This window comes from Nonomuraea insulae (assembly GCF_042656245.1).
In genome coordinates this window covers 237,167-260,650 of sequence record NZ_JBHSPA010000073.1, presented here as the reverse complement: position 1 = coordinate 260,650, position 23,484 = coordinate 237,167, and the positions used below count along the sequence as shown (strand labels likewise).

Annotated in this window: 21 protein-coding genes; 8 read left to right on the top strand and 13 right to left on the bottom strand. The window is 69.9% G+C overall.

Annotated elements, in window-relative coordinates:
* Positions 1-61: 61 nt before the first annotated feature.
* The 5 genes from ACFPZ3_RS50975 to lon form a co-directional block, all read right to left on the bottom strand.
* Positions 62-1,594, bottom strand: a complete 1,533-nt coding sequence (locus ACFPZ3_RS50975) for an AMP-binding protein (RefSeq protein ID WP_379521677.1) — start codon at positions 1,592-1,594, stop codon at positions 62-64.
* 64 nt (positions 1,595-1,658) lie between these two features.
* Positions 1,659-2,492, bottom strand: coding sequence for a MetQ/NlpA family ABC transporter substrate-binding protein (locus ACFPZ3_RS50970; protein WP_379521676.1), 834 nt, complete (start codon positions 2,490-2,492; stop codon positions 1,659-1,661).
* Between the two features lie 9 nt (positions 2,493-2,501).
* A complete protein-coding gene (locus tag ACFPZ3_RS50965; RefSeq protein ID WP_379521675.1) occupies positions 2,502-3,158 on the bottom strand; it encodes a methionine ABC transporter permease in 657 nt (218 codons plus the stop codon).
* Positions 3,155-4,108 (bottom strand): methionine ABC transporter ATP-binding protein, encoded by a 954-nt coding sequence (locus ACFPZ3_RS50960; RefSeq protein WP_379521674.1) that lies wholly within the window; start codon positions 4,106-4,108, stop codon positions 3,155-3,157. The genes ACFPZ3_RS50965 and ACFPZ3_RS50960 overlap by 4 nt, the downstream gene beginning before the upstream one ends.
* 606 nt (positions 4,109-4,714) lie before the next feature.
* Positions 4,715-7,072: an endopeptidase La gene (gene lon, locus ACFPZ3_RS50955; RefSeq protein WP_379521673.1), complete on the bottom strand. Its 2,358-nt coding sequence runs from the start codon at positions 7,070-7,072 to the stop codon at positions 4,715-4,717.
* Positions 7,073-7,249: 177 nt separating this feature from the next.
* On the opposite strand from lon, the gene ACFPZ3_RS50950 reads away from it, so the two are divergent.
* The 5 genes from ACFPZ3_RS50950 to ACFPZ3_RS50930 all read left to right on the top strand — a co-directional run bounded on the left by ACFPZ3_RS50950 (position 7,250) and on the right by ACFPZ3_RS50930 (position 12,157).
* Entirely contained in the window at positions 7,250-7,642 is a 393-nt protein-coding gene (locus tag ACFPZ3_RS50950) for a hypothetical protein (RefSeq protein ID WP_379521672.1), read from the top strand.
* Positions 7,639-9,351: a histidine kinase gene (locus ACFPZ3_RS50945; protein ID WP_379521671.1), complete on the top strand. Its 1,713-nt coding sequence runs from the start codon at positions 7,639-7,641 to the stop codon at positions 9,349-9,351. Before ACFPZ3_RS50950 ends, ACFPZ3_RS50945 begins: the two co-directional genes overlap by 4 nt.
* Complete coding sequence (locus ACFPZ3_RS50940; protein WP_379521670.1) at positions 9,348-10,004, top strand: response regulator; 657 nt, start codon at positions 9,348-9,350, stop codon at positions 10,002-10,004. The genes ACFPZ3_RS50945 and ACFPZ3_RS50940 overlap by 4 nt, the downstream gene beginning before the upstream one ends.
* Positions 10,005-10,484: 480 nt before the next feature.
* On the top strand, positions 10,485-11,846 hold the full coding sequence (locus ACFPZ3_RS50935) for a phenylacetate--CoA ligase family protein (protein ID WP_379521669.1): 1,362 nt from the start codon (positions 10,485-10,487) through the stop codon (positions 11,844-11,846).
* Between the two features lie 92 nt (positions 11,847-11,938).
* Entirely contained in the window at positions 11,939-12,157 is a 219-nt protein-coding gene (locus ACFPZ3_RS50930; protein WP_379521668.1) for a hypothetical protein, read from the top strand.
* Here ACFPZ3_RS50930 and ACFPZ3_RS50925 read toward each other — a convergent pair.
* On the bottom strand, positions 12,139-13,113 hold the full coding sequence (locus tag ACFPZ3_RS50925; protein WP_379521667.1) for a helix-turn-helix transcriptional regulator: 975 nt from the start codon (positions 13,111-13,113) through the stop codon (positions 12,139-12,141). The two genes, ACFPZ3_RS50930 and ACFPZ3_RS50925, sit on opposite strands and share 19 nt — an antisense overlap.
* Before the next feature lie 98 nt (positions 13,114-13,211).
* On the opposite strand from ACFPZ3_RS50925, the gene ACFPZ3_RS50920 reads away from it, so the two are divergent.
* Positions 13,212-13,607 carry a RidA family protein gene (locus ACFPZ3_RS50920; RefSeq protein ID WP_379521666.1) on the top strand — a complete coding sequence of 132 codons (396 nt, stop codon included), beginning with the start codon at positions 13,212-13,214 and terminating at the stop codon, positions 13,605-13,607.
* Between the two features lie 113 nt (positions 13,608-13,720).
* Here ACFPZ3_RS50920 and ACFPZ3_RS50915 read toward each other — a convergent pair whose 3' ends face one another.
* Genes ACFPZ3_RS50915 through ACFPZ3_RS50885 form a run of 7 tightly spaced genes read right to left on the bottom strand, consistent with a single transcriptional unit; the run spans position 13,721 to position 21,356 of the window.
* Positions 13,721-14,722 (bottom strand): Lrp/AsnC family transcriptional regulator, encoded by a 1,002-nt coding sequence (locus ACFPZ3_RS50915; RefSeq protein WP_379521665.1) that lies wholly within the window; start codon positions 14,720-14,722, stop codon positions 13,721-13,723.
* A 19-nt stretch (positions 14,723-14,741) separates the two neighbouring features.
* On the bottom strand, positions 14,742-15,593 hold the full coding sequence (locus ACFPZ3_RS50910; protein ID WP_379521664.1) for an alpha/beta fold hydrolase: 852 nt from the start codon (positions 15,591-15,593) through the stop codon (positions 14,742-14,744).
* Between the two features lie 10 nt (positions 15,594-15,603).
* A complete protein-coding gene (locus ACFPZ3_RS50905; protein WP_379521663.1) occupies positions 15,604-16,773 on the bottom strand; it encodes a M24 family metallopeptidase in 1,170 nt (389 codons plus the stop codon).
* Positions 16,770-17,624 (bottom strand): ABC transporter permease, encoded by an 855-nt coding sequence (locus ACFPZ3_RS50900; protein ID WP_379521662.1) that lies wholly within the window; start codon positions 17,622-17,624, stop codon positions 16,770-16,772. The genes ACFPZ3_RS50905 and ACFPZ3_RS50900 overlap by 4 nt, the downstream gene beginning before the upstream one ends.
* Entirely contained in the window at positions 17,621-18,574 is a 954-nt protein-coding gene (locus ACFPZ3_RS50895) for an ABC transporter permease (RefSeq protein ID WP_379521661.1), read from the bottom strand. The genes ACFPZ3_RS50900 and ACFPZ3_RS50895 overlap by 4 nt, the downstream gene beginning before the upstream one ends.
* Before the next feature lie 5 nt (positions 18,575-18,579).
* A complete protein-coding gene (locus ACFPZ3_RS50890) occupies positions 18,580-20,148 on the bottom strand; it encodes an ABC transporter substrate-binding protein (RefSeq protein WP_379521660.1) in 1,569 nt (522 codons plus the stop codon).
* Entirely contained in the window at positions 20,148-21,356 is a 1,209-nt protein-coding gene (locus ACFPZ3_RS50885) for a dipeptidase (protein ID WP_379521659.1), read from the bottom strand. The genes ACFPZ3_RS50890 and ACFPZ3_RS50885 overlap by 1 nt, the downstream gene beginning before the upstream one ends.
* A 130-nt stretch (positions 21,357-21,486) precedes the next feature.
* Here ACFPZ3_RS50885 and ACFPZ3_RS50880 point away from each other — a divergent pair, with 130 nt between their 5' ends.
* On the top strand, positions 21,487-22,482 hold the full coding sequence (locus tag ACFPZ3_RS50880; protein ID WP_379521658.1) for an ABC transporter ATP-binding protein: 996 nt from the start codon (positions 21,487-21,489) through the stop codon (positions 22,480-22,482).
* On the top strand, positions 22,466-23,464 hold the full coding sequence (locus ACFPZ3_RS50875) for an ABC transporter ATP-binding protein (RefSeq protein WP_379521657.1): 999 nt from the start codon (positions 22,466-22,468) through the stop codon (positions 23,462-23,464). The genes ACFPZ3_RS50880 and ACFPZ3_RS50875 overlap by 17 nt, the downstream gene beginning before the upstream one ends.
* The last annotated feature ends 20 nt before the right edge of the window (positions 23,465-23,484 follow it).

Here is a 23,484-nt window from a genome sequence, read left to right as displayed (position 1 = left end):
AGGCTCTGACGAAGGCCTTATCGATCGAGGTGGGGCCGGGGCTCGGGCCCGCGAAAGATTTTCAAGATTTTGCCCAGTACTCGTCGCGGAGCAGGCGCTTGTAGAGCTTGCCCGTCGGGTGGCGGGGCAACTCGGGGCGGAAGTCCACCGACCTGGGACACTTGTAGTGCGCCAGATGCTCCCGGCAGTACGCGATCAGCTCCGCCTCCAGCCCCGGCCCCGCCTCCTCCATGGACGCCGGCTCGACCACGGCCTTGACCTGCTCGCCCATCTCCTCGTCCGGCACCCCGAACACCGCCACGTCGGCCACCTTCGGGTGCACCGACAGCACGTTCTCGGCCTCCTGCGGGTAGATGTTCACACCGCCAGAGATGATCATGTACGAGCGGCGGTCGGTGAGGTACAGGAAGCCCTCGGCGTCCAGGTAGCCGATGTCGCCCAGCGTGGTCCATCCCCGGCCGCGCGGGTCCTGGGCGGAGCGGGTCTTGCCGGGGTCGCCGTGGTACTCGAAGCGGCCGCCGTTCTCGAAGTAGATCGTGCCGTGCTCGCCCGGCGGCAGGTCGTCGCCGTCCTCGTCGCAGATGTGCACGACGCCGAGCAGTGAGCGGCCGACCGTGCCCTTGTGCTGAAGCCAGTCGTGGGGGCCGACGTAGAGGAAGCCGTTGCCCTCGGTGCCCGCGTAGTACTCGTGGACGATCGGGCCCCACCAGTCGATCATCTGCTCCTTGACGGGGACGGGGCAGGGGGCGGCGGCGTGGATCGCGTACTGAAGTGACGAAATATCGTACTTTGCCCGGATTTCTGGTTGAAGTTTGAGCATTTTGATGAACATCGTCGGCACGAGTTGCGTGTGCGTCACCGCGTACCGTTCCACCAGCGCCAGGTACTGCTCCGGGTCGAAGCGCTCCATCACCACCACCGTGGCCCCGAGACGCTGGAAGCTCAGGCTGTAGCGCAGCGGCGCGGCGTGGTAGAGCGGCGCGGGCGAGAGGTAGACGCTGTCGCCCGACGACGCGAACAGGCCCTGGATGAGCTTGAACAACATGCCGGGCTCGTCGAGCGGGGCGTGCGTGGCGGCCAGTTTGACGCCTTTGGGGCGGCCCGTGGTGCCGGAGGAGTAGAGCATGTCCGTGCCCTGGCACTCGCCCTCGATCGGGGTGAGCGGCCGCGCGGCCACCGCCTCCTCGTACGAGGTGAAGCCCTCGGCCACCCCGTCGAGCATGAGCCGCAGCTCCACGCCCGGCGTGGCGGCGGTGATCGAGGTGGCCACGTCGGCCAGGTCGGCGCTGGAGATGAACACCCGGGCGCCGCAGTTGCCGACGATGTAGGCCAGCTCGTCGGCCTGCAGCCGCGAGCTGATCGGCGTGTAGTACAGGCCCGATCGGTGCGCGGCCCAGGCGACGGCCAGGAAGAGGGGATGGTTGGCGAGCATGAAGGCGATGTGGTCGCCCGGCCGCATCCCGGCCGCGCGGAACACGTGGGCCAGCCGGTTCGACTCCTCGTCCAGCTCTCGGTAGGTGATGACCCGCCCGGAGCCCGCCATGATCACAGCGGGCTTGTCGGGGGTGACGGCTGCGATGGCTCCCGGGTACATGAACAGAACAGTATTCGGTTGATCGCCCGGGGGCCAGGATCAGGCGTGGCGGCCGGCCGGCCGCTTATGCCGCGGGAATGACCGAGCCCTGGTACTTCTGCTTGATGAAGTCCTTGACCTTCTGGTCCTGCAGCAGCTTGCCGAGGGTCACGATGTTCGCGTCCTTCTCGTGGCCGGCCGGGACGACGAGGCCGTTGACGTACGGGTTGCCCTCGGTCTTCTCCAGCACCAGCGCCTCGGAAGCGGGCTTGAGCCCGGCCTCGATGGCGTAGTTGCCGTTGATCACAGCGGCGTCGACGTCCTCGAGTGAGCGCGGGAGCTGGGCCGCCTCCAGCGGCTTGAACTGCAGGTTCTTCGGGTTCTCCGCCACGTCGCGCTCGGTGGCGGCGGTGCCGGCGCCGTCCTTGAGCTTGACCACGCCGTTGTCGGCGAGCAGCTTGAGCGCACGGCCGAGGTTCGTGGCGTCGTTCGGGACGGCCACGGTGGCGCCGCTCGCCAGCGCGGTCACGTTCGTGATCTTCTTGGAGTACAGGCCCAGCGGCTCCAGGTGGACCGGCGTGACGAAGCTCAGCTTGGTGCCCTTGCTGGCGTTGAAGTCGTCGAGGTACGGCTTGTGCTGGAAGAAGTTGGCCGTGAGCTGACCCTCTTCGAGCTGCACGTTCGGCTGCACGTAGTCGGTGAACTCCACGATTTCGAGCTTCAGGCCGGCCGCGGGGGCCAGGTTCTGCTTGACGAAGTTCAGGATCTCGGCGTGCGGCACGGGGCTGGCGCCGATCTTGAGCACGGTGTCGGCCGACTCGGCGGTCTTCGTGCCGGTTTCGGTCGCGGGCTGCGACGTACCGCATGCGGCGAGCGACAGAGCCAGTGCGACGGCACCTACAAGGCGGTAAATTTTCATGATTTTTCCTTACTTATGCGATAGGCGCCGAGTGACCCAGTCGCCCAGGCTCTGCAGGAGTTGCACGATGACGAGCAGCAGCACGACCGTCACGATCATGAGCAGCGTCTCGAAGCGCTGGTAGCCGTAACGGACGGCCAGGTCGCCCAGCCCGCCGCCGCCGAGCGTGCCGGCCATGGCGGAGTAGCCGATGAGCGCCACCACGGTCACGGTCAGGCCCGCCACCAGGCCGGGCAGCGCCTCGGGCAGCAGGACCTTGCGCACGATGGTGGTCCGGCTCGTGCCCATGGCCTGGGCGGCCTGGACGACGTCCGCGCCGACCTCACGCAGCGCCGTCTCCACCAGCCGGGCGAAGAACGGCACCGCGCCGACGGTCAGCGGCACCACGAACGCGGCGGTCCCGATGGTGGTGCCGACGACGAGCCGGGTGAACGGGATGATCGCGATCATCAGCACGATGAACGGCAGCGACCGCCCCACGTTCACCACGAACCCGAGCGCCGACTTGAGCGGCGGCGCCGGCCGCAGCCCGCCCCGGTCGAACACCACGAGCGCCACGCCCAGCGGCAGCCCGAGCAGCAGGGTGAACAGCGTGGACCAGCCCACCATCTGCGCCGTCTCCAGCGTGGCGGGCCACAGCAGCGGCAGCATCTCTTCCCAGGTCACGCGGCCTCCTCGACGATCAGCCCGGTTTCACGCAGGTACGCCACCGCGGCGGCGGCCTCGTCGCCGTCCAGCGCGACCCGCAGGCGGCCGACGGAGCCCGCGGCGAGGTCCTCGATCGAGCCGCCGAGGATGCTGAGGTCCACGTCGAACTTCCGCACCACCTCCGACACCACGGGCTGCCGGGGGTCGCCGGTGAACGTCAGCGTCACCGACCCGGCCGGCGCGGGCTCGGGCAGTGGGAAGATCTCCCTGGTCAGGCGCGATCCGGGGGTCCTGATGAGGTCGGCGATGGCGCCGGACTCCTCGATGCGGCCCGAGGACATGATGGCGACCGAGTCGCAGATGCTCTTGACCACGTTCATCTCGTGGGTGATGAGCAGGATCGTCAGGCCCAGCTCGGTGTTGAGGCTCTTGAGCAGGGCGAGGATCGACTGCGTGGTGGCCGGGTCGAGCGCGGAGGTGGCCTCGTCCGACAGCAGCACGGCCGGGTTTCCCGCCAGCGCCCTGGCGATGCCGACCCGCTGCTTCTGGCCGCCGGAGAGCTGGTGGGGGCGGTCCTTGCCGCGTCCCTCCAGGCCGACGAGCTCCAGCAGTTCGGCGACGCGGCGCTCACGCTCGGCCCTGGGCACGCCCATGACCTCCAGCGGGAAGGCGACGTTCCCTGCGACCGTGCGCGAGGAGAGCAGGGCGAAGTGCTGGTGGATCATGCCGATGCGCTGCCTGGCCCGGTTCAGCTCGCGGCTGCCGAGGGCGGTCAGGTCCTGGCCCGCGACGGTGACGGTGCCCGCGGTGGGGCGTTCGAGCAGGTTGACGCAGCGCAGGAGCGTGCTCTTGCCGGCGCCGCTCTGGCCGAGCACGCCGTAGATCTCGCCTTCGCGCACGTGCAGATCGACGCCGTCGACTGCGACGGTCGTGCCGTACTGCTTGCGCAGGCCTGAAGCCTGGATCACGGAGAATCCCCACGACTGAGGGCGGCCTGTGGCGGGGCCGCGGGAACGTACATCACCGGAAGGAACGGGCTCGGGTCACCGGATGCCCGGATGGAACGGGCTCGGGTGTGCGGATGCCCGGATGGAACGGCAGGGGGCTCGGGTCAGCGGGTGCCCGGGTGGAACGGCAGGTGGCTCAGCCTGCGCAGCACGAAACCAGGTGCGATCATGACGGCCTTCGGGGAGAACGGGCGGACGGGGTTGCTGCTAGCGGGCCGGCATACGCCCCAGACGCGTGCGGCGACAGGGGGCGTCCATGGGAGCGCCGCTTCCTGTCACATGTGCCTCGTTCACGCCGTTGCTAACGCCGTGGTGAGTTTCCCCTATTCCCCATCGGTTTCGTGATCTGCGTCACGCTCCGCCACCAGTAAACCACCCCGGCTCGTGGCCGGCCTGCCGTAGCGGGTGACCAGCACGGCGCACTCGACCCTTGCACGTACTCCAACCGCGCGCCCCAGCCGCGGGCCGTCGTCCTGGCCGAGCAAGCTGGGCTGGCCGAGCACGTACAGGAGACTGCCCCGTCGCGCCCCAGGAGGCTGGGCACGGCGGGGCAGTCGCCCTGAGGTGTCAGGCCGCCACGGAGGCGACCTGAGCCGGGGCGAGCGCGATGTCCAGGACCTCGCGCACGTCGCTCACGGGGTGGATGGTCAGCTCCTTGCGGACCTCCTCGGGCACGTCGTCCAGGTCCGGCTCGTTGCGGGCCGGGATGAGGACGGTGGTGATGCCCGCCCGGTGCGCGGCCAGCAGCTTCTGCTTGACGCCGCCGATCGGCAGGACCCGCCCGGTCAGGGAGATCTCACCGGTCATGGCCACGTCGCCGCGTACCAGCCGGCCGGACAGGAGCGAGGCCAGCGCGGTCGTCAGCGTCACACCCGCCGAGGGCCCGTCCTTCGGCACGGCGCCCGCCGGGAAGTGCACGTGCACCGAGCGGTCCTTCAGCGCGGTGACCGGCAGCTCCAGCTCCGCGCCGTGCGAGCGCAGGTAGGACAGCGCGATCCTGGCCGACTCCTTCATCACGTCGCCGAGCTGGCCGGTCAGCGTGAGCCCGGTCTCGCCGGTCTCCGGGTCGGACAGCGACGCCTCGACGTAGAGCACGTCTCCCCCGGCCCCGGTGACGGCCAGGCCGGTGGCCACGCCCGGCACCGAGGTGCGCTGGGTGGCCTCGGGCAGCGACGACTCCGGCACGAACCTCGGCCGGCCGATGTAGTCCACCAGACCGTCCTCGTCCACGGTGACAGGCAGCTCGTCCTTGGCCGTCACCTTGCGCAGGATCCTGGCGAGCGCCCGCTCCAGCGAGCGGACACCGGCCTCGCGGGTGTACTCGGCGGCCAGCCTGCGCAGCGCGCCGTCCTCGACCGCGACCTCCTCGGCGGTCAGCCCCGCCAGCTCAAGCTGCCTGGGCAGCAGGTGGTCGCGGGCGATGGCCACCTTCTCGTCCTCGGTGTAGCCGTCGAGCGTGACGATCTCCATCCGGTCGAGCAGCGGCCCGGGGATGGCCTCCAGGACGTTGGCCGTGGCCAGGAACAGCACGTCGGACAGGTCCAGCTCGACCTCGAGGTAGTGGTCGCGGAACGTGTGGTTCTGGGCCGGGTCGAGCACTTCCAGCAGGGCGGCCGTCGGGTCGCCCCGGTAGTCGGCGCCGACCTTGTCGACCTCGTCGAGCAGGACGACCGGGTTCATCGAGCCGGCCTCGCGGATGGCGCGGACGACACGGCCGGGCAGCGCGCCGACGTAGGTGCGCCGGTGGCCGCGGATCTCGGCCTCGTCGCGGACGCCGCCGAGCGCGACGCGTACGAACTTGCGGCCCATCGCGCGGGCCACGGACTCGCCCAGGGACGTCTTGCCGACTCCGGGAGGGCCTGCCAGGGCCAGCACGGCGCCGCTGCGGCGGCCGCCCACCACGCCGAGGCCCTTGTCCTGGCGGCGCTTGCGCACGGCCAGGTGCTCGATGATGCGGTCCTTGACGTCGGCGAGGCCCGTGTGGTCGGCGTCGAGCACGGCCCTGGCGCCGACGATGTCGTAGTTGTCCTCGGTGCGCTCGTTCCAGGGGATGTCGAGCACGGTGTCCAGCCAGGTGCGGATCCAGCCGGTCTCGGGGGACTGGTCGGAGGTCCGCTCCAGCTTGTCGACCTCCTTGAGCGCGTACTCGCGCACCTTCTCCGGCAGGTCGGCGGCCTCCACCCGGGCCCGGTAGTCCTCTTCCTCGGTCTCGGTGGAGTCGCCGTTGAGCTCCTTCAGCTCCTTGCGCACGGCGGAGAGCTGCTGGCGCAGCAGGAACTCACGCTGCTGCTTCTCCATGCCCTCCTGGACGTCCTTGCGGATCGTCTCGGCGACGTCGAGCTCGGCGAGGTGCTCACGGGACCACTCGATCAGCTTGGCCAGCCGCTCGGCCGGGTCGGCGGCCTCCAGCAGCTCGACCTTCTGCGCCGTGGTCAGCCACGGGGTGTAGCCGGAGCTGTCGGCCAGCACGGAGGGGTCGTCGATCTGGTTGACCTGGTCGACCACCTGCCAGGCGCCGCGCTTCTGCAGGATGGTGGTGGCCAGCGCCTTGTATTCCTTGGCCAGCTCCTGGGCGCGCTCACCCGCTGCGACGGTGTCGATCGTGTCGGCCTCGACCCACAGTGCGGCGCCGGGGCCGGTCGTGCCGGTGCCCACGCGGACGCGGTTCACGCCGCGCACCACTGCCGCGGGCTCTCCGCCCGGCAGCCTCCCGACCTGCTCGACCACAGCCTGTACGCCGACCGCGCCGTATCGGCCGTCGATCCGGGGAACGAGCAGGACCTGTGGCTTGTTGCCACCGGATGCACGGGCCGCCTCTATGGCAGCGCGCACCTCGGAGTCGGACAGGTCCAGCGGAACCACCATGCCCGGCAGGACGACCTCGTCGTCCAGCGGCAGGACCGGGAGGATCAAGCTCTCACTCATACGAACTCCAAAGGGTTGAGTTATACCGGCTCAACTCATCGGAGCCTGGTGCTGTTCCCTTCATTGCCGATGTTCGCTCAGGGCGATCGTAATCATGTAAGCAGTACCTGAGGCTTACGGCCAGGATCAAACCCTGGTGTGACGCCTTCCAGCGGCAACGCTCCTAAGCTTGACCAGGTGATCCCCGTCCAGCGCGCCCGCGACCTCGGCCGAGCGATCGCCCACTGGCGCCCCTGGAGATGCGCCACCGAGGCCCTCGCCACCGACGGCATGCCCGCCGGCACAGGTCCCACCACGGAGGACGCCCGGCCCGACCTGCCAGACAACGGCGCACCGAGCAACGAGCTCAACACGCAGCCCGACGGCCACTCCTCCCACCAGGACGGTGACCGACCCAGAACGCGAGACAGCACCCCAGATGACAGCGGACCCGGCAGCGGACCCGGCCAGCAGGACGGCGGCCGGCCCAACGTGCGGGACAGCCCAACCAGCACCCGAAAGACGGCGAGCCCGGCAGCGGACGTGGCGGCGAGCGCGGCAGCGAGCGCGGTGAGGAGGTCGGCCGGGTGACGGGACGGATCGAGCGGGCTGGGCGGGCGGTCGTGGAGTCGTTCGGATTGGCGTTGTTCCGGGGAGACGCCGATCCGCCGCCCGCAGCGCGCCGCCTGACGTTCGCGGTGCCGCGCCGGCTCGGCGCGGTGGTCCCACTCAAGTCCTACAACCTCGTCCAGGTGGCCGACCTCATCCTGGCCTTCGTCCTGTACGGCTTAACGCTGTCCGTGGCGCTCGAATGGAACTCCCGGGCGCGGTTCATCTTCACCAACACCTACGTCGGCCCGCAGCCCGTCTCCGAGCTGTTCGTCTACCTGACAGCCATCGGGGCCTCCCTGCCCGTGGCCCTGCGCGACCGCTGGCCGCTGGCCGCCTGGCGGGTGGCGGCCGTGCTGCTGCCCGTCTGCCTCTGGGTGACGACGACGATCGGTCACAGCAGCCCGCCGTACGCCGTCCCGCTGGTCATCATGTACCTGCTGGTGCTCTATTCCGTCGCCGTCCGCTGTGACAGGCGCATCACGCTGGCCATCTGGACGACCACGGCCCTCGCCGTCTGGATCATCCACCCCAACTCGATGCCGCTCGTCACCGTCATCGCGTCCGTGGCGCTGCTGTTCGGCTACAACGTGCGGGTCCGGCGCACCGCCACGGCCCGGCTGGTGGAGGAGGAACGGCGTACCCAGCAGGCGGAGGGCGCACAGGCCGTGCTGGCGGAGCGGGCTCGCATCGCCAGGGAACTGCACGACGTGGTGGCGCATCACATGTCGGTGATCGCCATCCAGGCGGAGGCGGTGCCGCTCAAGGCGGCGGGCGATCCCGTACAGCTGGAAGCGGGCCTGTCGGAGATCCGGGCGCTCTCCCTGGAGGCCATCGCGGAGTTGCGGCAGGTGCTCGGCGTGCTACGCGACCAGGACGGCCGTACGGACACCGCGCCACAACCGGGACTCGACCGGATCGACGAACTGGTCTCCAACGCCCGCGCCGCCGGACTGGCCGTCCTCGTCAGACAACCCGCCTCACTCGGTACGCTCCCACAGGCCGTGGGTCTGTCGGCGTACCGGATCGTGCAGGAGTCCCTGTCCAACGTGATGCGGCACGCCCCTGGCACCACCGTCGCCGTGGACATCACCCGCGAGGACAACGAACTACGCCTGCGCATCGCCAACGGTCCTGGAGACGACATGGCCCCCGGGCCGACGCCTGGTACGGCCGTGGAGGCGCACCTTGAGCCGACGGGAACGACCATGCAGGCGCCAGCTCAAGGACCGAAGGAAGCGGCGACGAACAGCGAACGCCAGGCCGAGCAAGAACCGACGGGAACGAGCAGGCGTCGAGCTGGGCAAGGAGCGACAGGGAAGATCGGACGTGGGGTCGGGGAAGGACCGACCGAGCCGACTGCGAAGACTGGGCGTGAGGCCGGAGAAGAGCCGATCGAAGCCGGTTCGAGGACTGGGCGTAGGGCCAAGGAAGGACCGATCGAAGCCGGTTCCAAGACCGGGCATGGGGCCAAGGAAGAGCCGATCGGAGCCGGTTCGGGGATCGGGCGTGAGGTCGGGGAAGGGCTGGTCGGGACTGCTGCCAGGGCTGGGCGTGGGGGTGGGCAAGGGCTGGTGGGGATGCGGGAGCGGGCGGCGTTGCTTGGTGGGACGCTCGATGCCGGGCCCGTTGCCGGTGGAGGCTTCGAGGTGCGCGCGACGTTACCGATCGCGGAGAGGGAGAGCTTTTGATCCGGGTTCTGATCGCCGACGACCAGGGCATGGTGCGTACCGGGTTCACGGTGTTCCTGAGCGGCCAGCCGGACATCGAGGTCGTGGGTGAGGCGGCCGACGGGCGGGAGGCTGTGGAGCGGGCCGCCGAGCTGCGCCCCGATGTGGTGCTGATGGATGTGCGCATGCCGATCATGAACGGGCTGGAGGCGACCAGGGAGTTGGTGGCCCGGCAGCAATCGGCGAAGGTGCTCATCCTGACGACGTTCGATCTTGACGACTACGTCTATGAGGCGTTGCGGGCGGGGGCGAGCGGGTTCCTGCTCAAGGACGCCTCGGCCGCTCAGCTCGCCGAGGCCGTACGCGTGGTCGCCGCCGGGGAGGCGCTCATCTCCCCCGCGATCACCAAGCGCCTGATCACCGAGTTCGCCCGGCTCGGGGCGCCCCGGCCGGTGGCCGGCAGGCGGTTGGAGGAGCTGACGGAGCGGGAGACGGAGGTGCTCATCCTGGTCGCCCAGGCGCTGTCCAACCAGGAGATCGCCCAGAAGTTGTTCGTGGCCGAGCAGACGGTCAAGACGCACATGGGGCGAGTGCTGATGAAGCTCGGGCTGCGCGACCGCGCCCAGGCGATCGTGTACGCCTATGAGAGCGGCCTGGTACGCCCTGGAGAGTAGGCCACAGCGCCACACCATGCTTCCGCCGCACAGCAGACGTTCCGCAATCGCAACCGTCACCACACAGCGGGCGGCTCACGGTCTCGGCCGTCACCACCCACCACACGGTCCCGCCCTCCCAGCCGTCACCGTACATCGGATGGTCCCTGCGCTCCCAGATCGCCATCACACACCAGGGTTTCGGGACCCCAAACTGCCGCACACCGGTGATTCCGCGAACCCCGGCCGCCGCACGCCAGGTTCCGGGACCCCAAACTGCCGCCGCACCAGGTGGTCCCGCGAACCCCGTACGCCGCCACAGACCAGAGGCGGCCCCCAGTCGCCGCGCGAACCACGCCCTTCCACGGCCCCCCGCTGCCGCCACGCACCACACCATTTCTCGATCCCGGTCACCACCACACCCCAAAGACGGTTCCATGATCCCGGTCGCCGCACGTCGGGGCGGTTTCGTGATTGCGGGCCTCGCCGTACAGTCGGCGGATGGACCCGGTTGAGCTCTTCCGTCAGGTGGCGGCCACCGTTCCCGCGTACGGCAGGTTTCTGGCCGAGCACGAGGTGGATCCCGCGAAGATCGTCACGTTGAGTGACTTCGCACGGCTGCCCATGACGACCAAGGAGAACTACACCCGCCGTCACCCCCTCCCTGACCTGTGCAGGAACGGCGTGATCGGGGACATGATCGCCGTATCGTCGGGCTCCACGGGGGTGCCGTCGTTCTGGCCTCGGTCGGCCGACGACGAGCGGGTGATCGCGGACAGGTTCGAGGAGGTCTTCAGGGACGGTTTCCGCGCCCGCGAGCGCCGTACCCTCGCCGTCGTCTGCTTCGCCCTGGGCACCTGGGTGGGCGGGCTGTTCACCGTCAACTGCTGCCGCCACCTGGCCGAACGCGGCTACCCGATCACCGTGGTCGCCCCGGGCACGGACAGGCGGGAGATCCTGCGGGTGATTCCCGAGCTGGCCCCGTACTTCGATCAGGTCGTGCTGCTGGGCTACCCGCCGTTCCTGAAGAACGTGATCGACACCGAGGACCTGCCCTGGGCCGACTGGAACGTCAAGCTGGTCACGGCGGGCGAGGTGTTCAGTGAGGAGTGGCGGGCGCTGGTCGCCGAGCGGGCCGGGATCGCCGACCCCGTACGCGGCATCGCCTCCCTGTACGGCACCGCCGACGCGGGCGTCCTGGGCAACGAGACCCCACTGTCCGTCGAGATTCGCCGTTTCCTGGCGGGACGCCCTGATACGGCCAGGAAGCTGTTCGGCGAGTCCAGGCTGCCGACCCTCCTCCAGTACGACCCGGGGGTGCGCTTCTTCGAGGAGCACCAGGGCACGCTGCTGTTCTCGGGCGACAACGGTGTGCCGCTCATCCGCTACCACCTCGCCGACGAGGGCGGCCTCCTGCCGCATGAGGACCTGCTGGGCTTCCTGCGGCAGCACGGTTTCACGCCGCAGCACGAGGGCCCCGGGCGGCCGTTCGTGTACGTCTTCGGCCGCAGCCACTTCACCGTGTCCTACTACGGCGCGAACGTCTACCCGGAGAACATCGCGGTCGGCCTGGAGCAGCCGGAGGTGAGCGGCGCGGTGACCGGGAAGTTCGTGCTGGAGGTGGCCGAGGACGAGCACCGCGACCGGCACCTGACGGTGACGGTGGAATTGCGGCCAGGTGAGAAGCCGTCTGACGAGGTCGCCCAGGCCGTGGGCGCGTCGATCCTGGCCCAGCTCCTGCGCCTGAACAGCGAGTTCGCCGCCTACGTCCCGCCGGGCCGGCAGATGCCGTTCCTGCGGCTGCGCGAGGCGGGCGACCCGGAGTACTTCCCCCCGGGAGCCAAACACCGCTACACCCGCTGATCCCTGGCCCGATGCCCGCTGGTCAAGGCAGGGGTGGTGGTGTCAAGAGGTTGCGGCGTTCGGACGAAAGGACCATGACCGTTGAAAGGAGCATGACCGTCGAAAAGGTCATGACCGTCGAAAGGGCCACGACCGTAGAAAAGGCCGTGATCGTAGAAAAGGCCGTGACCGTCTGCCACAAGACAGCGCCGCGCGTTGCGCACGCGACGTTCGGCGCGCTTGGCACCCGCCGGCACGGAGCGGTCAGCGGTCCGAATCGCGTCCGGCGGCGGCCCGCTGAAGGCGGCAAGGCTCAGGATGACGCTCTGTAGCGGGTGACGATCGCGGCGGCCCGGTCGCGCAGGGAGGTGCGCAACCACTGCGGGGCCAGGGCTTCGGCGTTCGTGGAGAGCTGCCACAGCGCCCATTCGGCGTGTCTCGGATCCTGGAAGGTCACCTCCAGCCGCAGCCAGCCGTCCGGGTCGGCTTCTTCGGCGAGGACGGCCAGCGCGGTGCCCAGCAGGTCCTCCCGCCGCGCCGGGTTCAGCCGTACCAGCACGGTGACCTGGTCGCCGCCGGTCCGGAACCGGGTGCTGCGTTCCTGCCAGGCCCGGTCCAGATCGACCCGGTCCGGTCGCTGTGCGGGTTCGGCGAGTTCCTTGGCGGCCAAGACCCGGGACAGCCGGTAGGTGCGGTCCGCGCCGGACCTCGTGGCCAGCAGGTAGCCCCGGTCGCGGATGGTGACCAGCCCGATCGGGTCCACCGTGCGCCACTTCGGGGTCTGGTCCGCGGCCGCGTAGTGGATCTGCAGCTTGTGTCCGGCGAACACCGCGCGCAGGACCTCGGCCGCTATGGCGTCAGGCACCTCCTCGGCGACGAGCCGGCGCGAGAGAAGGTCGGTCTCCGGGTCGATGAGCAATCGCTCGGCCGCGCCGGCCGCGGTGTCCCGATAGCTTTCTGGCAGCGCGTCGACCACCTTGAGCATCGCCGAGGCGAGCGCCGAGCCGAGGCCGAATGCCTGCGCGCCGCGCCGCGATCCGGCGACCAGCAGGGCAAGGGCCTCGTCGGCGTTCAGTCCGGTGAGCTCGGTCCGGAAGCCGGGCAACAACGCGAAACCGCCGTGCCGGCCGCGTTCGGCGTAGACCGGGACGCCGGCCGCGGACAGCGCCTCGATGTCGCGCAGCACGGTGCGGGTGGATACCTCCAGCTCGCGGGCCAGTGCGGTCGCGGACAGCCGGCCGTGCTGCCGCAGCAGCAGGACCAGCGAGACCAACCGGTCGGCGCGCATGCGAAAACCCTACAGAAATACACGACACAGGATGTCGTGATTTGTTGGGAGGCTGATCAACGTCCCTGAAAGACGAATCGAATCGAGCTGATGTGGCAATGAAACGAACGGCGGTCAACCCGTGGGCGTGGTCGGTGGAGATGGGGTACAACCAGGGTGAGATCGTCTCCGGGCACACCCGGACCCTCTACTGCTCCGGGCAGACCGCGATGAGCGACGACGGCAAGCCCCAGCATGCCGGTGACATGGCGGCGCAGCTGGCGCTGAGCCTCGACAACCTGGAGGCCGTGCTCGGCGAGGCGGGCATGTCCCTCGCGAACCTCGTCCGGCTCAACGTCTACGCCACCGACGTCGATCTGCTTTTCCAGGACTACGGCGTGCTGGCATCGCGGTTGGGCGCCGCGGGGGTGGCGCCGTCCACCACGATGCTCGGGGTGACCCGGCTGGCGATCCCCGACCTGATGGTCGAGCTCGAAGGGACCGCCGTCGCGTGATGCGAGCCGCCTCCGGCAGGCTGCCGGAGGCGGCACGAGCAGCAGGCAGGTGGGTAGACCGCCGGGCAGTGGGACGCGGCCCGCGTCTGCACCCGCCGGGCAGCGGGACGCGTCTACACTCGCCGGCCCTCCAGGGCCGCCGCGATGCGGTTCTCGGCCCACGGCACCATGAGGAAGCCGCGTTTGACGGTCAGCACCTGCACCCCGGCCGTCCACGAGTGGATCCCGGGCACGGAGGCCAGCGTGCGCGAGGTGAAGTGGTGCAGGTCGGCCGTGGTGGGCACGATCACCTCGCACATCAGCGACGCCAGCCCCAGCATGGAGGCGATCATCCGCACCCCCCGCTCGTTCGACAGCCGCTCGGCCACGCTGTCCTGCATGCTGGGCTCGACCGACAACCAGAACAGGATCTCCGCCTCGTAGCCGAGCGCGGCGGCCGGGATGAACGTGGTGACGGTGGCGCAGCCGCGCTCCAGCATGCCCTCCAGCCGCCGCCTGGCCGTGCTCTCGCTGATGCCCAGCCGGCGGCCGACGGACTGGAAGCTGGCCCGGCCGTCCTCCCGCATCGCGGCGAGCACCTCGCGGTCCACGTCGTCGAGGTGCCCGCGCTCGCAGACGTGCGCGGGCCGGCGCATGGCGAAGGACGCCGCCCGCTCCCCGAGGACGGGGACGCTCCAGTCGTAGCTCACCTTGTACGTGTGCAGCACCAGGTCGGCGTTGCTCTGCTGGGCCCCGGGCACGCTGTGCACGAAGTCGACCAGCATCGAGTAGAGGTCGCGGTGCTTGGGCGCGACCAGCTCGAACACGATGTCGTAGCCGCCGGTGACGATGGTGACGTACCGGATGTCGGGGTTCTGCGCCAGCAGCCCGGCGACCTTGAGCTGGCTGCCGGGCGCGCAGGTGAGCCGCACCACGAACACGTGGACGGGCCCTTCGTGCTCCAGGTGCGGCAGCACCGCGACCCGGGCCAGGCCCGCCCCGATCAGGTGCTGGGCCCGCCGTGCCACCGTGGTGGTGGAGATCCCGAGGAGCTGGGCGATGTCGGTCCAGCTCGCGCGGCCGTTCACGTGGAGAGCGGCGAGGATCTTGCGGTCTAGGTCGTCGAGATCTTCCATCGGGGGCATCATCGCGCGTTCAGCCCCGTTCGCGCACCTCGCCCAGAACCTTGCCGAGGAAGGTACGGACGGTCGCCTCCCACTGCTCGGCCTGCTCCACCTGCGGCGAGTGCCCGGACCGCTCGAAGATCCGCAGCTCGGTGCCGGGGATGAGCCGGGAAATCAGCTCGCTGCACTCGGGCGGGGTGATCCAGTCGTGGCGGCCGACGGTCACCAGCGTGGGCGCGGTGATGCCGGGGAGAAGGTGCTTGATGTCGTAGTTCGGCTGGTTGACGGCGAAGGCGTAGTTGTGTGTCGCGTAGTGGTACGGGGTGGCGGCCACGCGCCGCTCGACGGCCGCCGGGTCGTAGTCGTGGTCGTAGAGGGGCAGGATCTCGCGCCAGCAGTCGCGCAGGTCGTCGTCGTCGCGCACGGTGCCGGACATGATCCGGTCGAGCTTGTCCTGGTCGATCGTCACCCGGGCGGAGGCGGCGGCGTTGCGGGTGGCCATCTCCTGGTTGGCGTTGTCGGCCGAGGTGTCGCGCAGCACCACGGCGCTGACCCGGTCAGGGTGCCGGGCGGCGTACTCCATGGCGATGAAGCCCCCGTAGGAGCCGCCGGCGATCACGACGCGCTCGGCGCCGATCCACTGGCGCAGGCCCTCGACGTCGGCCACCCACTGCTCGTGCGTGAACGGGCCGTTCAGGCCGCTGGCGCCCGACCCCCTGGCGTCGAAGACGACCACCTTGTACGCGTCCGCGAGCCGGCCGAAGCTGGACCTGGGCTCGGCGAGCGAGCCGAGGCCCGGCGCGCCGTGGTGGGCGATGATCACGTTCTCGCCGTCGCCGAGGATCTCGACGTTCAGCGGGTTGTCGTTGATGTCGACGTACACATGAGTCCCTTCAGATGATGACGTCGGTGAGCTCACGCGGGTACGCGGTGAGCCGGCGCGGCCCGGACTCGGTGACCAGGACGGTGTCGGAGATGCGGTATCCGGCGTGGCCGGGCACGTACACGCCGGGCTCGCTGGACAGGATCATGCCGGGGGCCAGCTCGGTCGCGTCGCCGTCGGAGAGCCAGGGCGGCTCGTGGAAGCCGAGCCCGATGCCGTGCCCCTGCCGGTGGCGGATGTGCTCGCCGAGCCCGGCCTCCTCGATCACGGCCAGGCAGCGCCGGTTGGCCTCCTCGCAGGTCGCGCCGGGAATGAGCGCCTCGGTGCCGAAGTGCTGCGCCTCGCGTACGGCCTCGTAGTAGCGGGCCTGGTGCGGGGTGGGCTCGCCGATGACGAACGTGCGCTCGCTCTCCACGAACCGGCCGCCGACGGCGCAGCCGAGCGAGAGCATGAACGTCTCCCCCGCCCGCAGCCGGTCACCGCCGGGCAGGCGGTGCGGCTGGGCCGAGTTGGGGCCGCCGTACACGAGGCCGCCGGTGAGCATGGGCACGACGACGACGTCCTGGTGGCGGGCGTACATGAGGCGGGAGCCGTGGGAGATGACGTGCCCGGCCAGCTCGGTCTCGGTGGGCAGTTCGCCGCCGCTCTCGACGGCCGCCCTGACCAGCTCGACGCCGGCCTCGATCATCTCGTCGGCGATGCGGGCAGCCTCCTCGTGCAGCACGATCTCCTCGGGCAGCTTGCGCAGCCGCACCCGGCCGACCGCGTCGCACTCGCTCCAGCGGGTCGCGGGGAACGCCTCGGCCAGCGCCCGCGTACGGGCGACGCTGGTGGAGGACGCGTACGCGGCCGTCTCGGGGACGCGCACCTGCCCGGCGAGCACCGCGAGCGGCGAGGTGACCCCAGGGAACTCCGGGTAGGCCACGATCTCGGCCCGCGCCCGCTGGTCCTGGGCGTACTCCCGCTCCAGGTCGGGCACGAGCAGCACCGGCTCGCCGTCGAGCGGCAGCCAGCAGGCGACCGGCCGCTCGTTCGGGAAGTGGTGGAAGCCGGTGAGGTAGGCGACGTCGAGCGGGTCGTCGAGGAGGAGGGCGGACAGTCCGATGGCGGACATCTCCGCACGCACCCGGTCGAGGGCGCCGGAGTAGAAGGAGTCGGGCAGTCTCTGGGAGAACGTCATGTGTCGCTCCTGTGGTTGCGAGCGTCGTTGTAGGCCACGGAGAGCAGGGTCGTGGACAGGACCAGCAGCAGGATGGCCAGCGACGGGAACAACGTGGTCCACCAGGCGGAGGCCAGCGCGCCCGATTGTTGCGCCTTGTGCAGGATCGTGCCCCATGACCAGCTGTTGGGGTCACCCAGGCCGAGGAAGGAGAGCCCGGCCTCGGCCAGCACGGCGCGCGAGGTGGTGAGCACCACGGACACGCCGACGACGGGGATGACGCCGGGCAGCAGGTGCTTGCGCACGATCCACAACGACGAGCCGCCGACGACCTTGGCCGCCGACACGAACGGCATGGGCACGATGGACAGCGCCTGCGAGCGCACCACGCGGGCCACCTCGGGCCAGCTGAACAGCGCGATCACGACCGCCAGCGTGCGCACGCTGGGCCCGGCCAGCGCCGCCACCAGGATCATCAGCGGCAGCATGGGCAGCGACAACGACAGGTCAACCAGCACGCCGAGCGGCGTGTCCAGGCGCCTGAAGTAGGCGGCGCTGACGCCGATGAGCAGGCCGATGACGATGGCCAGCACGGAGGCGCTGACGCCGACCGCCATGCTGACCCTGGTGCCCCAGACGACCTGGGCGAAAACGTCCTGCCCGATGTCGTCGGTGCCGAACCAGTGCGCGCCCGAGGGCGGCTGCGAGGTCTCAGCGCCGTAGCCCTCGGGGAAGGGCGCGATGAGCGGCGCGAAGATCGCGACCAGCGCCAGCAGGGTCAGCACGACCCCGCTGCCCATGCCGAGGGGGTTGCGGCGGAAGGAGGTCCAGGTCCGCCGGCGGGGGGTGAGCTCTACAGCGGCGGCCGTCATGAGGTACGCACCCTGGGGTCGAGGATTCCGTAGGCCACGTCCGTGATCAGGTTGGCGACCACCACGGCCGCCGCCAGCAGCACGAACGCGCCCTGAAGGACAGGGAAGTCGAGCTGGCCGACCGCCTCGTAGATGGCGCGGCCGATGCCCGGGTAGGCGTAGATCGTCTCGGTCAGCACCGCGCCGCCGACCAGGGTGCCGAGCTGGAGCCCGGCGATGGTGGTGGTCGGCAGCAGCGCGTTGCGCAGGGCGTGCTTCCACACGACCTTGCCCGGCCGTACGCCCTTGGCCTTGGCCAGCGAGACGTAGTCCTCGCCGAGCGCGTCGATGAGCGTGGTGCGCATCGTCAGCACGTAGCCGCCGAGCTGGATCAGCACCAGCGACAGGCACGGCAGCACGAGGTGGTGCACCATGCTGAGCGTCGCGCCGAAGCCGGTGGCGTCGAGGTCGACCGCGCCGCCGATGGGGAACCAGCCGAGCCAGACACCCAGCACGTACATGAGCAGGATGCCCACGCTCGGCACGAACAACGACTGCGCCGTGACGCCGGTGAGCTGGATGACCCGGTCCAGCCAGCCCTTGGCCCTGGTGGCGGCGAGCACGCCGAGCGGGATGCCCAGCATGATCGTCACCACCATGGCCGTGATCGTCAGGATCAGCGTCCACGGCAGCCGCTCCATCAGCACGGTCGTCACGGGGACCGACTGGCGGAATGACATGCCGAGGTTGCCGTGCAGGAGCTGACCGAGGTAGTCGAGGTACTGCGCGAGCAGCGGCTTGTCCAGGCCGAAGTCGGCCAGCAGCTTCTGGCGCAGCTCCTCGGTCATGTTCGGGTCGGCCACGGCCAGCACCGGGTCACCGGGCAGCAGGCGTACCAGGAAGAACGTCACCGTGACCGCGAACCACAGGGTGAGCAGGCCGCGGGCCAGCCGGAGGCCGATGAAGCGCATGGCGATCAGCCCGCCGGCTTCGCCGAGGCGAGGGAGAGCGGGTTCAGGATGGACAGCAGCTCGCTCGGCATCGGCTGGAACCCGGTCCACTTGGTGGAGTGCGCGATGTTGAACTCCTCCACGTACAGGACGTTGTCGTAGACCTGGTCATGGATGATCCTGGCGGCCTCCTGGATCGGGGCCTTGGCCTCCTCCACGGTGAGCGCCTTCTGTGACTGGTCGATCAGGGCGTCCAGCTTGGGGTCGGTGACCTGGGCGTAGTTGATGAACCCGCCGCTCTTGAAGGCCAGCCCCAGGTTGGCGGGCGGGTTGTCCATGACCGCCCAGGAGCCCGCGTAGATGTCGAAGTCGCGTTTCTCCGTCTTCTCCAGGTACGTGTTGCGCTCCAGGCCCTGCAGCTCGATCGTGATCCCGGCCTTCTTCGCCGCGTCGCGCACCATGGGGGCCCAGCGGGCGATGTTCGGGTCGGCCTGGTCGTAGATCATGCCCAGCTTCAGGTTCGGCTGCCCGGCCTCGGCCAGCAGCTTCTTGGCCTGCTCCGGGTCGAAGGTGTACTCCTTCGAGGCCGGGTCGGCGTAGCCGGGCAGCGTCGGCGTCAGCACGCTGGAGTTGGAGGACTTGGCGAAGCCCTTGAGCGCGATGTTCCTGATCGCCTCGTAGTCCACGGCGTGGGCCAGCGCCTGGCGGACCCGTACGTCGTCCAGCGGCTTGTGCTTGGTGTTGTACTGCAGGTGCGCCCAGCCCAGCGACGGGATCTGCTGCAGCTTGACCTTCTGGTCGCTCTTCAGCTCGGTCGCGGTGGCGGGCGGCAGCACGTTGCCGATCATGTCGATCTCGCCGTTGCGCAGCGCCAGGACCTCGGTGTTCACGTCGGGGAAGACCCGGAACACGACCTGTTTGACGGTCGGCTCGGCCGGGCCGAAGCCGTCCACGCGGTCCATGATGTAGCGCTGGCCGCGCTCGACCTTGGTCAGCTTGAACGGTCCCGCGCTGACCCAGTTCGCCTCGTTGGCGAACTTCTGCACGCTCGGCGCCTTCTCGAAGACGTGCTTGGGCACGATGGGCAGCCAGAAGCCCACGTTGTCCAGGAACGTGCCGTCGGGGCGGCTCAGCTTGAACCGCACCTCGGTCGGCGAGACGGCCTCCGCCTTGTCCAGCGCCGTGATGAGCCCGGCGACCACGCCGAACTTCTCCTTCTGCACCGCCGTCACCGCGAACACCACGTCGTCGGCGGTCACCGGCTTGCCGTCGGACCACTTCATGTCATCGCGCAGCTTGACCGTGGCCGTCTTGCCGTCCTTGGCGTAGGACCACTCGGTCCCCAGGTACGGGACGCGCTTGCCGGTCGCGTCCATCTGCATCAGGTGCGGGTACATGAGGTTGGTGACCCACGAGTCCGTACGGCTGTTGCCGACCAGGGGGTTGAAGTTGACCACGTCGGCGGTCGTGCCGATGGTCAGCCGGTCGGCCGAGGCCGGGGCGCTCTGCCCCGAACCGTTCTGGCCGGGGACGCTGGGGGCGCAGGCCGCGGTAAGGGCGACGGCCAGCGCCGCGAGAAGGGCGGCACGTCTCATCAGATCCAGACCTCTTCCAGCACGCGCATGACGTTGCCGCCGACGACCTTGGTGATCTCCTCGTCGGAGTACCCGTGGGTGACGAGCCAGGCGATGATGTTCCAGAAGCACTCGGCCGGGTTCTCCAGGCCGTCCACGTACATGACCTTGTCGTAGCCGACTCCCGCGTGCGCCTCCCTGAGCGACAGGTGGTCGGCGAAGGCGTCGTGCAGGCCCACGTGGTCGCCGAAGAGCGTGTCGGGGCCGAAGGCCACGTGGTCGATGCCGACCAGGTCCACGCAGTACGTGAAGTGGTCCATCACCGACTCCAGGCTGTGCTCCGGGTGGTCCGGCGACAGGGTCGTGTGCGGGGCCGCCTCCAGGCCGATCACGCCGCCGCGCTCGGCCGCGGCCTTGATGACCGAGTCCGGCTTCATGCGGTTCGTCGGCCAGACCGAGCGGGCGCCCGCGTGGGTGATGAGGATGGGCTTGTCCGAATGGCGGATGGTGTCGAGCGAGGTCTGGTCGCCGGAGTGGGAGACGTCGATGGCGATGCCCAGCTTGTTCATGCGGCGCACGGCCTTCTCGCCGAACAGCGTCAGGCCGCCGTCGCCGCGCTCCTTCAGGCCGCTGCCCAGGGTGTTGGCCTCGCTGTAGGCGATGCCCATCTGCCGTACGCCGAAGCCGTACAACATGTCGATCCTGTCGACCTCGTTCTCGATCATCGTGGCCGCCTCCAGGGCGAGCACGAGGCCGAGGCGGCCGCTGGCGTGCGCCTCGCGCACGTCGGCCAGGCGCTCGACCTTGATGACGAAGTCCTGGTGCGCGATGTCCGACAGGCGCATGCCGATGTCGGCCACCACGTCGTTCCACTTCCAGCCGGCCTGGCTGGTGATGCAGCAGGTGCCGTCCATGAGGTTGTCGAAGACGGCGGTCATGCCGGAGCGGGCCAGGCCCTCGAACCCGGTGTGCTGGCGGGCCGTGCGGTTGTAGTCCACGGTCTGGGTGATGTCGTCGGGGAAGACGGACGGGTGGTCGTGCAGGGAGACGACCAGGCTGTCGGTGAGCAGACGGCGTACGCGCTCGCTCTGCTCAGAGGTGAGCTCGGTCCCCTGGTAGGCCGGAACCCGGCCGATCTCCGGCGCCAGGTCGAACCGGCGATAGTCGGCGCCTGCCTCCAGGTAGTCGTAGGAACGGTAGCCCTTGTAGCTCTTCGCAGCTTCCAGCATCTGGTAACCCCTCTTGTCCGAATGCCGGAAGTTTGCCAGGATCGGGCGCGAAAGACAATATTGAAGTTGTTTTCCGGCAACGCAGCCTTTGTTAACGCCAAGTTTCGTCACTTCTGGGGAAGGGGGTGCCGTGAGCGAACCACCGGTCCTGGAGATCCGCGACCTGCACGTCACGTTCAAGGCCCACGGGCGCGAGATCCAGGCCGTGCGCGGGGTGGACCTGACCATCGAGCGCGGGCAGACGCTCGCCCTGCTCGGCGAGTCCGGCTCGGGCAAATCCGTCACCGCCAAGGCCGTCATGGGGCTGCTCGACCATGCCCGCGTACGCTTCGAGACCGCCAGGCTCGGCGGGCGGGACCTGCTCGCGATGGGCCCCGACGAGCTGCGGTCGCTGCGCGGCAGCGAGATGACGCTCGTCTTCCAGGACGCGCTGTCGGCGCTCAACCCGGTGCTCAGCATCGGCGACCAGGTCGGCGAGCTGTACCGGGTGCACCGCGGCCTGTCCCGCAAGCAGGCCAGGGCGCGCTCGATCGAGATGCTGGATCTGGTCGGCATCCCGGCCGCCGCCAAGCGGGTGAACGACTATCCGCACCAGTTCTCCGGCGGGATGCGGCAGCGGATCCTGGTGGCCATGGCGGTGGCGCTCGAACCGGACCTGATCATCGCCGACGAGCCGACGACCGCGCTCGACGTGACCGTGCAGGCGCAGATCCTGGAGCTCATCGACCGGCTGCGGCGCGAGCTGGGCACCGCGGTGCTGCTGATCACGCACGATCTGGGGGTGGCCGCCGAGGTCAGCGACCGGGTGGCGGTGATGTACGCGGGGCGGATCGTGGAACGCGGGGAGGTCGGGGAGTTGTACGACCGGCCGGCGCACCCGTACACCGAGGCCCTGCTCGCGGCCATCCCCGACCTGGACAGCCCCGCCACGGAGCTGCGCGCCATCCCCGGCGCGCCGCCGAGCCCGGCCGAGACGCCGCCGGGGTGTTCGTTCGCGCCGCGGTGCTCGCGGGCGAGCGAGGTGTGCGGCAGTACGCGACCGCCGCTGACGATCCTGCGGACCGGTTCCGGCCGGGCCTCCGCCTGCCACCACTCGGAGGAGATGCTCGATGGCGCCCTCACCTGACCGCCACGATGCCGTGGAGCCGGTGCTCCGGGCCTCGGGCCTGCACAAGAGCTACCGGAGCGGGTTCCTGTCCCGAGGCGGGGCCGTGCGCGCGGTCGCCGGCGTCGACCTCGACCTCTACCCCGGCGAGACGCTCGGCATCGTCGGCGAGTCAGGCTGCGGCAAGTCCACCCTGGCCCGGATGCTCGTCGGCCTCGAACGCCCCGACCAGGGCGAGGTCACCTTCCGCGGGCGGCCGTTCTTCAGCAGGGGCGGCGTGCCGCGCGACATCCGGCGCCGCGTCCAGATGGTCTTCCAGGACCCGCTCACCTCGCTCAACCCGCGCATGACCGTGCACGACATCGTGGCCGAGCCGCTGCGCGTGCACCGCCTGACGCCGGACGGCCGCGGCATGCGGGACCGGGTCGGAGAGCTGCTGTCCCTGGTGGGCCTGTCCCCCGACCGCATGAACCGCTACCCACACGAGTTCTCCGGCGGCCAGCGGCAGCGCGTCGGCATCGCCAGGGCGCTGGCCACGGAGCCCGACGTGATCGTGTGCGACGAGCCGGTGTCGGCGCTGGACATGTCGGTGCAGGCGCAGGTGGTCAACCTGTTCGCCGAGCTGCAGCGGACGCTCGGGGTGGCGCTGGTGTTCATCGCGCACGACCTGGCCGTGGTGCGGCACGTGTCGCACCGGGTCGGGGTGATGTACCTGGGACGGCTGGCGGAGATGGGGCCGGCGGCGGGGGTGTACGGGGCGCCGGCGCATCCGTACACGATGGCGCTGCTGTCGGCGGCGCCGGTGCCGAAACCGGCGCTGCGGGGGCGCACACGCATCATGCTGGCCGGCGACCCGCCCAGCCCCGTGGCGCCGCCGCCGGGGTGCCGCTTCCACACGCGCTGCTGGAAGGCCACGGATCGCTGCTCGGAGGTGGAGCCGGCGCTGGAGGCGGTCGGGGATCACTACGCGGCCTGCCACTACGCGGAGCGGCCAGCCTCCTGAACCGGCTCTCTCCTCAGCGC

Coding starts and splice junctions, on each gene's coding strand:
- ACFPZ3_RS50975 (WP_379521677.1), bottom strand. CDS start 1,594: ATGTACCCGGGAGCCATCGCAGCCGTCACCCCCGACAAGCCCGCTGTG.
- ACFPZ3_RS50970 (WP_379521676.1), bottom strand. CDS start 2,492: ATGAAAATTTACCGCCTTGTAGGTGCCGTCGCACTGGCTCTGTCGCTC.
- lon (WP_379521673.1), bottom strand. CDS start 7,072: ATGAGTGAGAGCTTGATCCTCCCGGTCCTGCCGCTGGACGACGAGGTC.
- ACFPZ3_RS50935 (WP_379521669.1), top strand. CDS start 10,485: ATGGACCCGGTTGAGCTCTTCCGTCAGGTGGCGGCCACCGTTCCCGCG.
- ACFPZ3_RS50930 (WP_379521668.1), top strand. CDS start 11,939: ATGACCGTCGAAAAGGTCATGACCGTCGAAAGGGCCACGACCGTAGAA.
- ACFPZ3_RS50925 (WP_379521667.1), bottom strand. CDS start 13,113: ATGCGCGCCGACCGGTTGGTCTCGCTGGTCCTGCTGCTGCGGCAGCAC.
- ACFPZ3_RS50920 (WP_379521666.1), top strand. CDS start 13,212: ATGAAACGAACGGCGGTCAACCCGTGGGCGTGGTCGGTGGAGATGGGG.
- ACFPZ3_RS50915 (WP_379521665.1), bottom strand. CDS start 14,722: ATGGAAGATCTCGACGACCTAGACCGCAAGATCCTCGCCGCTCTCCAC.
- ACFPZ3_RS50905 (WP_379521663.1), bottom strand. CDS start 16,773: ATGACGTTCTCCCAGAGACTGCCCGACTCCTTCTACTCCGGCGCCCTC.
- ACFPZ3_RS50900 (WP_379521662.1), bottom strand. CDS start 17,624: ATGACGGCCGCCGCTGTAGAGCTCACCCCCCGCCGGCGGACCTGGACC.
- ACFPZ3_RS50895 (WP_379521661.1), bottom strand. CDS start 18,574: ATGCGCTTCATCGGCCTCCGGCTGGCCCGCGGCCTGCTCACCCTGTGG.
- ACFPZ3_RS50890 (WP_379521660.1), bottom strand. CDS start 20,148: ATGAGACGTGCCGCCCTTCTCGCGGCGCTGGCCGTCGCCCTTACCGCG.
- ACFPZ3_RS50885 (WP_379521659.1), bottom strand. CDS start 21,356: ATGCTGGAAGCTGCGAAGAGCTACAAGGGCTACCGTTCCTACGACTAC.
- ACFPZ3_RS50875 (WP_379521657.1), top strand. CDS start 22,466: ATGGCGCCCTCACCTGACCGCCACGATGCCGTGGAGCCGGTGCTCCGG.